This is a genomic window from Marinicrinis sediminis, assembly GCF_042685085.1.
Taxonomy (GTDB): Bacteria; Bacillota; Bacilli; order Paenibacillales; family KCTC-33676; genus Marinicrinis; species Marinicrinis sediminis.
The window spans coordinates 9,381-25,502 of the sequence record NZ_JBHUMM010000013.1 but is presented as its reverse complement, the minus strand read 5'-3'; the positions used below and the strand labels follow the sequence as shown (position 1 = coordinate 25,502).

Below are 16,122 nucleotides of genomic sequence, written 5' to 3'. Positions count from 1 at the left end.
ATGTGTATCCAATCATTTCAAACCTTGTACGATGTTTATTTGCAGCGAAGATCGCAGCGGGACAAGGGGATCAGATTGATCGAATCTGACGAGAAAGAAACGTGTATCACGTATGAGCAATTATACATACAAGCCATCGAAGACTTAAAACATCTTCAGGCAAAGGGTGCAACGCCAGGTCAGGAGATCGTCTTTCAGCTTGAAGAACCGGAATCCTTCCTGACGGCCTTCTGGGCGTGCATGTTAGGAGGACTCATCCCTGTACCGGTCAGTATTGGCGGTCATGTCGAACATAAGTTAAAAGTGCTGCAAATATGGAACGCACTTCAAAACCCCCTTTTATTAACCTCAGAACAGACGCTGTCTGACCTCCAGAAGTTTTCACTCAAACAGGATCAAGAACAGGCATTTGCCAATATGATGGACCGCACGATAATCATCAACTCAGACCTTCCGATATCCACGATAGAAGCAAACCTGCATCAGCCTCAACCGGATGACATCGCTTTTATTCAATTTTCCTCCGGTTCAACCGGTGACCCAAAAGGGGTCGTCCTCACGCATGCAAATCTCATCTCCAATACACTCGCCATAGCAGCGAGTACAGAGATGACCGACAACGATTCCTTTTTATCCTGGATGCCTCTCACACACGACATGGGTCTCATCGCCTGTCACTTGACGCCACTGGTATTGGGCATCGATCAGGCCATCATGCCGACCTCCTTATTTATTCGACAACCTGTGTTATGGATGAAGAAAGCAAGCGAGCATCGTAGCACCATTCTGTCCTCTCCAAATTTCGGGTACAAATATTTTCTTTCGTTCTTCAAAGAGCAGAAAGCGAGAAACTGGGATCTGGACGCGATTCGTGTCATTTACAATGGAGCAGAACCGATATCGACTGAAATCTGTGATGCATTCTTGCAGAAATTGGCTCCGTATGGACTGAAGCGTACAGCCATGCTGACCGTTTACGGATTGGCGGAGGCTTCGGTTGGTGTAGCCATTCCAAAACCTGATCAGGATTTCGTTACGCTCTATGTCGATCGGACGCAATTGAGTGTCGGTGAGCAGATCAGGGAGGTACAGCCGGATCATCCCGACTGCTTATCTTTTGTTGTAGTGGGTCCTGCGATTCCGGATTGTGAAGTGAGGATCTGCAACGATGAAGAGGATGGACTGGCTGATAACTGCATCGGTCATATCCATATCAAAGGGAAAAACGTCACCAGCGGCTATTATCAAAATGAGGAAGCCACAGCCAATCTGAAGACAACGGATGGCTGGACTAGAACGGGTGATCTCGGATTCATGCGCAACGGGGAACTGGTCGTCACGGGAAGAGCGAAAGACCTCATTTTTGTGAACGGGCAAAATGTGTATCCTCACGATATCGAGCGGGTGGCGGAAGAGCTGGAAGGTGTGGAGCTTGGCCGTGTAGCGGCATGCGGTGTACATCAGGCCTCTAATGGACAGGCAGGGATCGTCGTATTTGTTGTGACCAAGAAAAAGCTGGAGAAGTTTGCTCCGCTCGTTCGCTCACTCAGAAAGCATCTGAATCAGCGAGGGGGATGGGAAGTCACAGACATCGTCCCGATCAGGCAAATGCCGAAAACGACGAGCGGCAAGGTGCAACGGTACAAATTAGCCAGTCAATATGAGAGGGGAGAATTTACAACCTTATTGCATGATCTGAAAGCGCTGCAACCACCGCAGTTCGAGCAGGGTTCTATGCATGTCCATACACAGACTACTGCATCTGGCGCATGGGGGCATACGACGCAAATGCTGCATGATCTGTGCAGCCGGGTCATGAATCGAGACCGTTTGCCGATTCATGAAAGCTATTTTGATATGGGAGCCAATTCCTTGCAACTGAATCAAATGGCGGATCAGATTGAACAGCAATTCGGTGTGCGGATTTCGGTTGCCGATTTATTTGCCTATCCTTCTATCGCTCAGTTGGCTGCCCATCTGGATGCCGAGCAGGATCGCGCGATGAATGTGTCCACAACCCCGGTTTTCAGGCAAAGCAGAAAGGACACAGAGGATGCTTACAAGGACATCGCGATCATCGGTGTGTCCTTGCAGTTTCCCGGCGCTTCTACGATGGAGGAGTTCTGGACGATATTGGAGAATGGCCTTTGCCAGATTGGTGAATTCGGCCCGATGAGAAAGCAGGATGCGCTGGCATATTGGAAACGGATGAACGGGCAGCAGCCACCTGCCCCATTTCGAGCAGGCGGCTATTTATCGGAAATTGATACCTTCGATCCTGCTTTTTTTAAGCTGACACCGAAAGAAGCAGCCTGGATGGACCCCAATCAGCGTCTGTTTCTGCAAACCGCTTGGCATACCATGGAAGATGCAGGCTATGCAGGTGAGAATATGCGGGGCAGCAAAACAGGTGTGTATGTCGGGTATTCGAAGGTGGGATATGACTATGAGCGCTGGATGGCTTCCTGTCAACCGGATAAGCTCAGTCATTATGCTGTTGGCAATCTTCCTTCCGTTCTTGCGAGTCGGATCGCCTATTTCCTGGACTTAAAAGGGCCGGCTGTGACGGTAGACACGGCTTGTTCCTCCTCGCTTGCTGCGATTCATCTGGCTTGCAAGGGTATTCAGAGCGGAGACTGTGACGTGGCATTGGCAGGCGGCATCCGGACATCGCTGCTGCCGATTCCGCTCGGGCTGGATATGGAATCGGAGGATGGATTGACGAGAACGTTTGATGAGCAGGCCGATGGAACCGGAATCGGAGAAGGCGTCGCTGCCATTTTGCTGAAGCCGCTGAAACAGGCGGAAGCGGACGGTGACTTTATATATGGCATCATCAAGGGCTCGGCCATGAACCAGGATGGCGCGACCATCGGCATGACGGCACCCAATCCGGTGGCTCAGGCAGAAGTCATTCGATCGGCCTGGAAGGATGCCGATATTCATCCTGAAACGCTCACGTTTATCGAGGCCCACGGGACAGGTACCAAGCTCGGTGATCCCGTTGAAATTGAAGGGCTGCGCAAAGCCTTTGAGACCTATACCAGCAACAAGCAATTTTGTGCGATCGGTTCTGTAAAGCCCAATATTGGACATTTGTTTGAGGCTGCGGGTATGGCCAGCGTCATCAAATCGCTGCTCATGATGAAGCACAAAAAGCATCCGCCACTCCTTCACTTTACGCGCCCGAGTTCCCATATTTCATTTGAGAATTCTCCGTTTTACATCCAGACGGAAGCGGTGGAATTTGATCCTTCGCCTCATCCTGCTCGATGCGGTGTCAGCTCGTTTGGTTTCAGCGGAACGAATGTGCACGTGGTGCTGGAGGAATATAAACCGCAGCTACACCAGTCAGCGTCTTCATCAGATGGACATCCAGCTGGATCTCCGTATTTATTTACCTTGCAGGCCAAAAATGAAGAGGCCATGGTTCAATTGATTGAGGCCTACCGGAAGGAAGTGGCCTTACGCACCGATCTGAGTCTGCGGGATATTTGTTACACGCTGCATACCGGACGCAGACAGATGCCGCATCGCGTTGCGCTGATCGTCCAGAACCGTGAAGACTGGATTCAGAAGCTGGAGGCCCTGTCAGACGGGCACAGAACGGGAACGGGGATATACAGCGGAGCCTGTGAGGTGGTTCCCAATGAAGCGTCAGTTCAAAAGGCTGGTCAGGTGACCGAGGAACAGCTTCATCACATTGGCATGCAAATGAATGCCCTTCTGACTGAAGTGGCGCAACAGGGCGTGTTAGATCATGAAGTACTTCAACAGTTGGCCGTTTGGTTTGTACAGGGCGGACAGGCTGAATGGAATAAGCTGTACGCGTCAGGTGAAGCTGTGCACCGCGTTCCGCTTCCCCTCTATCCCTTTGCGAGAAAGAGATGCTGGGTGGAGATAGAGGATGAAACTGCAGCCGAGCAGGCCCAGACACGGATTCAGCCTGAGTCTGAGGAGCATCCACATACAACCATCATGTCTCGCTTGCAGGAGATGATTGTTCGTGCATCAGGCTTGGAGCCTGATCAGGTACAGGCGCATGTTCATTTTCTGGAAATGGGTTTGGATTCGATCATGCTCATTCAGGTGAGAAAAGAAGTGATGGAGCAGTATGAGGTGGAACTGGCGATGGAACGATTCTTCGACTCTTTCACGACGATGGAAAAACTGGCTGTCTATATTCAGGAGACGGCTTCTCCTGAACGGTTGCGTGTACATAGCGGTCATGATGGAATAAATACGCATTCAGAACAGAATTCCTTTTCTGCGGAAACTGGCGCAAAGCCACCATCCTCTGGTCACACGGCTTCGGATTCAGGGGTCTCTCCGACCGGTATGGAACAGGTGATGCTGCAACAGCTCGCCTTGATGAATGACCAGCAGCAGCAATTTTCCCAAGTGCTGCAGCAGCAGCTGGCGCTCATGTCGAGGCAGGGGGAGCGTGTGCAGACACAAGCGGTCGAGAACGCTTTTGCTCCTTCGATCCGGTCTGAAGCGGGATATGCAGCGCTTGTGAGCACACTGGAGCACGCTGCAACCAAGGAAGCCGTTTCCGCAACTGCACCAGAGGTTTCAGACACGTCCAAGCCTTTTATTCCGTATCAGCCGATTCTGATTGAGGAAGAGAGTGGCCTGGATTCGAGACAGCGTGCGTATTTGCAATCGTTTATCCATCAATATAATGAACGGACGAAGGCTTCGAAGATCGCTGCGGACGAAACGCGCTTCGTCCATGCGAACAATCGCCATGTTTCCGGCTTTCGCTCCTATTGGAAAGAGATCGTGTATCCCATCGTAGCTCAGCAATCTGCTGGTTCCAAAATGTGGGATGTGGACGGGAATGCGTATATTGATCTGACAATGGGTTTTGGTGTGTATGCTTTTGGCCACCATCCGCAATGGCTTCGCAACGTATACAAAGACCATGCAGATCGGGATTTACCGCCATTAGGCCCGATGTCTGAATTGGCAGGGGAAGCGGCAGAACGAATTAGCAGACTGACCGGGATGGACAGAGTGGCATTCTACAATTCCGGTACGGAAGCGGTCATGGTGGCGATGCGATTGGCGAGGGCAGCAACTGGTCGATCAAAAGTGGTGATCTTCTCCGGCTCCTACCATGGTACGTTCGATGGCGTGCTCGGGGTCTCCCACCCTGAAAGGTCAGACGAAGCTTATCCGATGGCACCGGGTATCCCCGGGACGTATATGCAGGATCTGATTGTCCTGCCTTATAATCAGCCTGATTCGATCCGGATCATCCAGGATCAGGCACATGAACTTGCGGCGGTGATGGTGGAGACCGTACAGAGTCGAAGACCGGACTTGCAACCGAAGGCTTTCTTGCAGCAATTGAGAGATATTACGGCAGGCAGCGGCGCGGCCTTGATCTTTGACGAGGTCATCACCGGCTTCCGCATCGCTGCGGGAGGCGCACAGGAATGGTTTGGCATCGAGGCCGATCTCGCTATATACGGCAAGGTCATCGGTGGCGGGATGCCGATCGGGATCGTGGCAGGCAAATCGAACTTTATGAATCCGATCGACGGGGGAACCTGGCAGTTTGGGGATGATTCCTATCCACGAGAAGCCTCTCGTAAGACGTTTGTGGGCGGTACGTTCTGTACACACCCTTTAACGATGCGCGTCGTACTGGCCGTCCTGGATCAGATTGAACAGCAGGGGCCGGAGCTTTACGCCCTCCTTCATGATCGTACCGCCCTGCTGGTGAAAACGTTAAATACATATTTTAAAGAAGAAGCCGTTCCGATCCATATGGTTCATTTTGGCTCTTTGTTCCGATTCGTCTCGTTCGGAGATATCGAGCTCTTTTTCTACCATCTCATACATAAGGGCATTTACATTTGGGAAGGCCGCAATTGCTTCCTGTCCACCGCCCATACAGAAGCAGATATCAGAGAAATCATTTCCAAAGTAAAAGAGACCGTTGCAGACTTGCGCAGAGGCGGATTTTTGCCTGTACCCCCGGAAGGGCGATTTTCGCCCGCCCCCCCGGAAGGGCAAGGATTGCCCGCTCCCCCGGAAGGGTGGGAGACACAGAAGAACAAGTCTGCCTTTGTAGACAATTCCAATGACCGTGATCCAGTGATCGTACAGTCGGAAGACCGTTATCCTGTGCAGTCCGAAGCTGAGACGACATCGACATTTGCATTAACCTCGGAGCAGCAGCAAATGTGGATCGCTTCTTCTGCGAATCGTGAAGCTTCTGCGGCATTGAATCAGTCCGTCATGTTGAAGCTGCGTGGACATTTGCGGGTTCCGGTACTATCTGAAGCCTTGCAGTTGCTCATTGATCGACATGAATCACTTCGAACGGTTATCCATGCCGATGGTCAGCAGCAACGCATCCTAACAACGGTGAACGCATCCTTGCAGGTGCTGGATGGGCGTGTGTCTGATTCAGGCAATGAACAAGAGAAACTGAATGAATGGCTGAGAAAGGATGCAGAGCAGGTATTTGATCTGACTGCGGAGCAGGTATTGTACCGAATTTCACTAGTGAAGCAATCGGAAGAACAGGCTGTGCTCGTATTGACCTTTCATCACCTGCTGATGGACGGCTGGTCCATCGCGACCTGTCTTCAAGAGCTGGCTGCCATTTACTCGGCTTTATGTGCGGGAATGAAACCAGCTCTCCCGGAATCCGTGCCCTTTCGTCGGTATGTGCAGTGGCTGGAAGAAGAGAATCAGGCTGATCGCGTGCAAGAAGCAGTTGAAAACCATGCCCTGCTGCTTCAGGAAGAGTGGCCTATGCTTCAGCTTCCAGCCCCCGTTTGGAAGCAGGAGCCTTCCGCTCGCGCGGCCAGACATACCCTATATCTAAGTGAAGATCAGATAAAGGCACTGCGTACACTCAGCATCAAGCTGCAAAACAGTGTGTTTGTCACCATGCTCACGATTTTCAAAATATGGCTGTACCGCCTTGCCGATCAGCAAAAGTTGGTCATCGGTATTCCGACAGCAGGTCAAGCGCATATGGATGCTCCTCTGCTCACGGGCAGCTGTGTGCATGTGCTTCCTTTCTGCACCAAGATAAAGGAAGAGGATACCTTTGCAGATTATGCGGGAAAAGTCCGTGAAACGATGCGGAGCCTGGAGAGTATCCAGACTTGCACGATGGCCAGTTTGGCATGGCAGCTAGATGGAAAGTCTCTGCCTGACCTTCCTGTCATGTTCAATATGGATCGACCGGTTCGATCACTGAACTTCACAGAACTAGAGACCGAGATTGTGCCTTATCCGGTTCAATACCTGCCCTATGCGATCTTCCTGAATGTGACGGAAGCTCAATCTGAGGTCTGGCTCGATTTCGATTATCAGGTGGATCTGGTTTCTCCAGAGACCATGAACATATGGGTACAGGGATTTGAATACTTGCTTCACATGCTGATCCGGCAGCCTGACATACAGGTGAGCGAGCTGTCGATTGTACCGGATTGGCAAGAAGAGCGACTGCAACAAATATGGAAGCAGGCAAGTGCCCAGCAAACAAGTGCAGAGCAGGCAAGTGTCCAGCAAGCAAATACGGAGCAGACAGGCAGGCAAACCTTCAGCGTTCGTCATACCCACATGCAGCCTGCACCACTGGGTACGATTGGACAGTTGTATGTGAAAGTTCCTTCCGACAGTCCAGATCATGATGTGCGTGGCAATACGGCCACAGCTGCCGAGATTCGCGAGTGGACCGCAACCGGGACGAGGGCAATCTGTACGGTAGAGGGATCTCTTTTGAAGCTCGGAGAGACTGATCGAACCGTTAATCGCCAGGGACGACTCATTTACCTGAACGAGCTGGAAAATCGAATTCAGGAGCTGACCGGTGTATCCGTGTGCCGCGTCGTAGCTCACACAGATAGCGATCAGAGGTCAGATCGTCTGATCGCCTATATACCTTCAGAAGCTGCTGATGCTCAATTATCCAGCCCTGCATTACACCCCGGTTTGCCTATCGATTCGCATACCGGCTTGCAGGCCCCTATACCAGATGATTTGTTGCGGACGTTACCTTCTTTTCTCGTTCCTGATGCGGTAATCAAGGTGGCGGTCTGGCCGCTGACTTCAGATGGCATACTGGATGAACGGTTGCTTCCGGCGCCAGATCGTGACAATGTGATGCAGCCACCTGCAAATGAAGTGGAGAAGAAGCTGCATGATCTATGGTGCGAGATTTTACAGCTGGAACGGATCTGTGCAGAAGAAGACTTTTTTGCTGCAGGCGGCAATTCATTGAAAGCGACCTTATTACTCTCCAGGCTGCATATGCATTTTTACGTCAAGATGCCGCTGGGCGAGATTTTCAAACACCGAACCATTCGCAAAATGGCCGCTTTTGTACAGCAACAGGAAAAGCAGTCTTTTATTCCGATCCCCCGTACGGGCAAGCAGGAAGCTTATGATATGACGGCAGCTCAAAGAAGAATCTATGTACTGGAAATGTTGGAAGAAGGACAGCAAGACCGCAGCAGTCTGGTGCACCATATTCCGGGGCAGATCAGGATTGACGGGCCGCTGGATGTGAAGAGACTCGGTGAAGCGTGCATCGCAATGGTGAAACGGCACGAGGTGTTTCAAACTTCGTTTGAGAGGCAGCCGGATCGGATTGTGCAGAAGCTGAATCCTGAGGCAGTGGAACCATTTGAACTGGAGGTCATCCCTTGTCCGTCCGACCAACTGGAAGAAGCGATTCAGGCGTTTGTCCAGCCATTCGACTTGCAGAAGGCCCCTTTGTTCAAAGTTCGTCTGCTCCGCCTTTCAGACGTCTCGCATGTGCTATTGATCGATATGCATCACTTGATATCTGATGGTTACTCCATGTCGATGATCTTCAAGGAACTGCTGCGACTTTATCAGGGTGAGGAATTGCCCCCTCTCTCCATTCAATATAAAGATTTTGCGGCCTGGCAGCATACCTATCTGACAAACAGCCAGCTTGTTGAAAGTGAACACTATTGGCTGTCTCAATTTGTTGAGCCTGCGCCCCTGTTGAATCTGCCTGTCGACATGGAGAGAAAGCAGCAGGCCAGCAAGCAAGGTGGAAGAGTTTCACTGCGGCTGGACGAGGGACTGACAGCCAGACTGCATCAATTTGCACAAGAGACAGAAACCACGTTGTTTATGGTCTTGTTTGCGGCATATGGGGTTCTGCTTCACCGTTATTCCGGTCAGCAGGACCTGGTTGTCGGAACACCGGTCTCGGGACGCACCCATCCGGAAACGGAAGATATGCTCGGCGTCTTCATTCATACCTTGGCGCTGCGCTGCCGCCCGGCAGGGGAACTTGCGTTCAACGACTTTCTGAAGCAGGTACAGACTGTCGTTCTCCAGGCATTTGAACATCAGGAGTACCCATTTGAGCTGCTGGTGGAGAAATTAAATGTGAAGCGTGACCTGAGCCGGAATCCGTTATTTGATACGATGTTCATTCTCCAGAACATGGAGATCAGCACCGTGCAGGTGGACGATCTGCAATTCAGACCGGTGGAAATCAATCCGGGCGTATCCGCCTATGATCTGTCGCTCATCGCGGAGGACTGGGACAGGTCGCTGACGCTACATCTGGATTATCGGACAAGCCTGTTCCATCCGGATACCATGCAGCGCTGGCTGCGTCACTATGAGCAGATCCTGTGTGCTGTCCTGACTGACAGTCGGGTGCCCTTGTCTCACGTGCAATGGCTGACCTCGGAAGAAGAGCATGAGCTGCTGGTTTCCTTTCAAGGTGCTGAACGCATCTATGATCAAAACCAGACGATTTCGCAGTTGGTGGAGACACAGGCAGAAAAGTCAACAGAGGCCGTGGCTGTCGTATGCGGCGAACAGGCGCTTACCTACCGGCAGTTGAATGAGAAGGCGAACACCCTGGCACGGAAACTGCAGGAGGAAGGACTCAAGGCGGGTCATACCGTGGCCATCATGTTAGACCGGTCAGCAGAGATGATCGTCGGGCTGCTTGCGATCTTAAAGGCAGGGGGCACGTATTTGCCGGTTGATCCGAGTTATCCGAAGCAGCGGATCGAATATATGCTGGCAGATAGCGAAGCATCCATGATCCTGACCCATGCGTCCTGTTTCAACGACCTTTCATGCTCTGCACTTCCAGTGTGGGTGCCAGCCCTGACAGAAATCGCGATGACGAAAATGAATCCAGACTCTATCCAGAACGGCGAGGATTTGATGTATGTCATTTACACCTCTGGTTCGACGGGCAAACCGAAGGGCGTGATGATCTCCCATCGGGCTGTTCACAATTTCATTGTGGCCATGAAGGAACAGATTGACTTTTCGAACGATAAAACCATGCTGGCACTGACTACGATATCTTTTGATATTTTTGTGCTGGAAGTATGGGTGCCGCTTGTGTCTGGCATGAAGGTGGTGCTGGCACAGGAACAGGAACAATTGGACCCTGATGCCATCGCCGCGCTAATGACTTCTCATCAGGTCGACATGCTGCAGCTTACTCCTTCACGATTGAATATGTTGCTGCGATCCTCGCACGCGAGGTCAGGCTTGCAGGAGGTTCAGGACCTTTTGGTCGGTGGGGAAGCTCTGTCTCCATCTCTGCTGGCCTCCCTGCATGCCTTCGACCGTCTGCGTATGTTCAACATGTACGGACCGACCGAGACGACGGTATGGTCATGCGTCAGTGACCTGACTGGAAGCAATCAGGTGGATATAGGCAGACCGATAGCCAATACCGGGGTCTACATATTGGATGCCCATCATCAGTTGCAGCCGATCGGAGTGCCGGGTGAGCTTTACATTGCAGGAGATGGTTTGGCGCATGGCTACTGGAATCAGCCTGCGTTGACTGAGGAACGCTTTATTGCACACCCGTATCAGCCGGGCACCCGCTTATATCGGACAGGTGACCTTGCCAGATGGCGGGCAGACGGTACGCTTGAATGTCTGGGAAGACTGGACTTCCAGGTGAAAATCAGAGGTTACCGGATTGAGCTCGGTGAAATTGAACAAGTGATGGTCAAAGAGGATGACGTACACGATGCCGTCGTTGTCGCACGACTGGATGATCAGGAGCAAGCTTACATGTGTGCGTATGTGGTTTGTGATGCTGCTGCCATTTCGCCGCTCCGGGAACGAATGAATGAAGCTTTGCCAGATTATATGGTGCCTACCTATATGATTGCGATGGAGGCGATTCCGCTGACACCAAATGGAAAGGTAGATCGCCATGCCCTGCCATTGCCGACCGCATCGGATCAGTCGCAGCAGGCATATACACCGCCTCAAACGCGGTTGGAGCAGCAGATTGCACGGTTGTGGCAGGAGGCTCTGTCATTGGATCGGGTGGGACTCGACGATCATTTCTTTGAAATCGGTGGTCATTCCTTCCGTGCAACACTAGTGGCAGCCAGCATGACAGAGGAATTGCAGAGACAAATACCGGTAAGAGCCCTGTTTGATCATCCGACGATTCGCCGGCTTGCTGCCTATATCCATACGTTGGCACACTCAGATTATGAGCCTATTCCTGTACAGCCTGTACAGGACAGCTATATCGCTTCACCAGCTCAGAAACGGTTGTACCTGGTGGATCAAATGAATACGGTGAATACGGCTTACCATATGAACACCGTTCTTCAATTGAACGGCAGGCTGGATGTGAAGAGGTTGACGCAGGTATTCCAGCACATCGTGCGGCGTCATGACAGTTTCCGAACCTCCTTTGTATGGCAGGAGGGCGAGCTGTATCAACGGATTCAGGATCATCTGGATTTTCAGGTCGAGCAGCTTGGTCAGGTTGAGGCCTCCCAACTACCGGCGATTGCAGACGCCTTTATCCAACCCTTTGATCTGGGTTGTGCCCCATTGATCCGATTGGCAGTCGGGTCACTTGATGAAAACGCGCATGTGCTGTTGCTGGACATGCATCATCTGATTTCCGATGCGGCTTCTGTGGCTCTCTTCATTGATGAGTTCAATCAGCTATATCGTGGTGTAGAGCTGGCCGAGCCCCGTATTCAATACAAAGATTACGCTGCCTGGTTCCACGAGCAATGGAGCGAGGACAGAACGAACGACCAGGCGGCATATTGGATGAACCGTCTGCAGGGTGAACGGCCCGTTCTGCAGCTTCCTACAGACTTTCCAAGGCCCACGCAGCAACAATTTGAAGGAGAGCGGCTGACCATGGAGCTGTCCCCGGAATTGGCAACGGGAATCCGCGACCTGACCCGGGATTGTGAAGCCACCCCCTTCATGCTGTTTCTAGCCGTGTATCACCTCCTGCTCTCGAAGTATGCGGGTCAGGATGACATCGTCATCGGCACGCCTACCGCTGGCCGAAATCATACAGACCTGAAGTCGGTCATGGGGATGTTTGTTCAAACGCTGGCCCTGCGCAATCAATCCAGTGGCGAGCAGACCTTTGCTGAATTTCTGAGTGAGGTGAAGTCACATTGTCTGGATGCCTTTGAGCATCAGGATTATCCGTTTGAACGACTGGTGGAAAGGCTGTCTCTGCCCCGTGATCTGAGCCGCAATCCTGTATTCGATGTCATGTTTAATTATCAGCATCAAGATATGAGCGGTTTGGATATGGCGGATATCGAGATCCAGACACTGGACATTCAGCGTTGTGAGACCAAATTCGATCTAACCTTGACCGCCGTGTCAACCGGAGAGGGATGGAGGCTGGAATGGCTGTTTGCGACCGCGCTGTTCAAATCCAGCACGGTGGAACGGATGGCAAGGCATTATGGCCAGTTGCTGACAACGGTGCTGCAAAATCCGCATCTACCGATCCACGTTCTCTCGCTGCTGTCTGAAGCAGAACATAGACAGATTGTGGAGCAGTTTAATGATTTCAAACTGGATGAAGATGTGGGAAGTGAAAATGAAGATGAATCCGATTTTCTTTCTCTCTTTGAGCGACAGGCCGAATTAACGCCGTACGGAACGGCAGTTGTGTGCCAGGATCACACCTACACATACCAGCAGCTGAATGCCCGGGCCAATGAGTTGGCTGCCTCACTGCTTGCCATTCGAGAGCGGCTTCCGAATCTGTCTCATCGTCAAGAAACGGTTGCAATCATGACAGAACCTCGACCTGAGACCATTGTGGGACTGTTAGGTATTCTGAAAGCCGGTTTTTCATTTATCCCGATTGATCCCTCTTTTCCGGATGACCGCATTCGGTTCATGCTGTCTGACAGCGGTGCCTGGATGCTGCTTGGTTATGAACGGGATCAGGCGAAGGCAAAGGAGGATTTCCCTGTCTTTGATTTGCAGGCGGTTCGCACCTTTCAAGGAATGGGCACACCAGTCGAGTGCCCGAGGGAGAAAAACGGCATTGCGTATATCATTTATACCTCCGGCACCACTGGCAAGCCGAAAGGCGCGCTGATTGAACATCGAGGGTTGCTGAACTATATCCAGTGGTTTAAACGCTTTGCAGCCATTCAGGATACGGATAAAACTGCGCTGCTGTCATCGGCTAGCTTTGATCTCGGCTATACGGCCTTGTTCTCTTCTCTTGCTGCGGGTGCAGAACTGCATCTGCTGGAACCGCATCTGTACGCGGATGCGGAATATGTATGGCGATATATGCAGTCTCAAGGGCTGACCTATATCAAAACCACCCCGTCCATGTTTCATATGCTGGCTCAGTATGCGCAAGATTGTGCGGCAACAGAGTCGGCAGCATCGATGTCTCTGCGAACGGTAGTCCTTGGGGGTGAGAAGATTCGAACGGCGGATTTGCAGGCCTTCCATCGGCTTTATCCGCACGTTCAATTCATTAACCATTATGGGCCGACAGAAGCAACGATTGGCTGTATTGCGCATCGCATAGAGGGAAGCGAGCTGGATGCCTTCTGTCAGCATCCTGTCATCGGCAAACCTATTTCACAGGTTCAGGCCTGTATTGTGGACAGGTACGGTCAGTTGGTGCCTGTTGGTGTTCCTGGTGAGTTAATGATTGCTGGAGCCGGATTGGCCCGAGGCTATCTGAACCGTGAGGACTTGACCGCACGAGCTTTTATCCCGCTGCCAGCGCTGGCAGGCGTGAGAGGGTATCGGACCGGGGATTTGGCGAAATGGCAGGAGGACGGTACCATTTCGTACCTGGGACGTATGGACCACCAACTCAAAGTTCGTGGATACCGAATCGAGCTTGCTGAAATCGAAGCCTGCTTGCTGACGTATGCCCATGTCCAGCAAGCACACGTCATGGCAAGAGAAGAAAATCAAGGGCATGTCCTGTGTGCGTATATGGTCACATCTGACTCACATTTGCAGCAGGAAGAAATCAGGACGTATTTGCTGCAGAAACTTCCAGATTACATGGTGCCCGTGCATTATGTGTTTTTGACCAAAATGCCGCTGAATGAAAACGGGAAGGTGAATGTCCGGGCGCTTCCGGAACCGGAAACGAGACTGGCCGATAAAGAGATCGTAAGCCCAGTGAATGAAGTGGAGCGTATGCTGGTAGACGTCTGGGAAGAGGTGCTTGGCATCCAGGGGATTGGCACCACGCAGAGCTTTTTTGAACTCGGCGGCGATTCTATCAAAGCGATGCAAATCTCGGCCCGATTAAGATCTGAAGGTTGGAAGATGGAAGTTCGCGATGTATTTCTGCACCGGATCATACAGGAAGTAAGCAAATATGTATGTGCAGTTGGTGCCTCCAAGATCGAACAAGGTGCGGTAGAGGGGATGGCAGTGCTGACTCCGATTCAGCAGCGTCTGTTGGAGCAAGACTGGGATGCGATTCAGCACTATAATCATTCCGTCATGCTGCACAGCAAGACCGAACTGGAAGCAGATCGTCTGCGTGAAGCCTTCCATTTGCTGCTGGCGCATCACGATGCGCTGCGGATGGTATTTGCGAAGAATAATGACCAGATCATGCAATGGAACAGAGGTCTGGAGCATCATGGATTTGAGTTGGAACGGCTGGATCTTGTTCAGGCAGAAGACTGGCAGCAGCAAATGGTGCAAAAGGCCAATGCCATTCAGTCCTCATTCGATCTTGCGAAGGGTCCGCTCATAAAGGCGGTGTTGTTTCATACAACAGAAGGGGATCATCTGCTGATTGTCATTCATCACCTGGTCGTGGATGGCGTTTCCTGGCGCATCTTGCTGGAGGATTTGGCTCATGGTTATGCCAAGCTCCCTGAACGACCTGTCCTGCCAGCGAAGACGCACTCCTTCCTGTCCTGGTCAAGACATGTGAACGAACTGGCAAGAGATCACCGGATACGCAAGGAAATCAGGGAATGGAAAGCCATCGAGGATCGGGCCATTGCCCCGCTCCCGACAGATGGCCAAGTAAAACACAGGTATGCGGGAGAGATGAAAAGTCATTCATTTTCGATGGATGCAATCTATACCGGCAAACTGCTCCAAGAGGTTCATAAAGCTTTCCGTACCAAAACCGAGGACTTGTTGCTGGCGGCTGTCGCAATGGCGGTTCAATCCTGGACGGGACATGAAGAAGTGCTGGTTCAGGTTGAAGGCCACGGCAGAGAGGATATACGCGGTGAACTGGATGTTTCCAGAACTGTCGGTTGGTTTACGGTGATGTGTCCATTTGTCGCGCAGTTTGCTGCAGATCCAGCAGAAGTGATCAAGCGAACGAAGGATGCACGCAGACGAATTCCTCACAAAGGGATGGGCTATGAGCTCTTGAAATATGCCAAGCAGTCTCGTACCGATATGGAAATTCCACTGCATTTCCAGCTGCAACCGGATATTTTGTTCAACTATCTGGGCCAGTTTCAGCAGCAGCTTTCTGCGGAATTTTCGATCTCTGAACGCTCGACTGGACGGGAGATCGGGGCGAACGTGGAGAAGCGCTATCCACTGGAGATGAATGGCATGATCGTGCGCGATCAGTTGACGGTTCACATGTCCTATCATCCCCAGGAATTCCATGAAACGTCGGCAATCCGGTTTGCAGAGCTCTACAAACACCATTTGATGGCACTGATTGACTATTGCTGTCAGCGTGAATCAACGGAGACCACCGCGACTGATTTTCATTATAAGCAGCTCTCTCAGACGCAGCTGGACAAGTTGGCCCATAGACTGGGGAAAAACAAAAAGAAAAAGTAATGTCATACCTTGATACGGAAA

General features: G+C 51.6%; 1 protein-coding gene. It reads left to right on the top strand.

What is annotated here, in order from left to right; translation table 11 throughout:
• On the top strand, positions 1-16,101 hold the full coding sequence (locus tag ACFSUC_RS08150) for an amino acid adenylation domain-containing protein (RefSeq protein WP_379929050.1): 16,101 nt from the start codon (positions 1-3) through the stop codon (positions 16,099-16,101).
• Positions 16,102-16,122: the final 21 nt, after the last annotated feature.

What these genes read in the sequence shown, in the direction of transcription:
- ACFSUC_RS08150 (WP_379929050.1), top strand. Translation starts at nt 1, where the DNA reads ATGTGTATCCAATCATTTCAAACCTTGTACGATGTTTATTTGCAGCGA.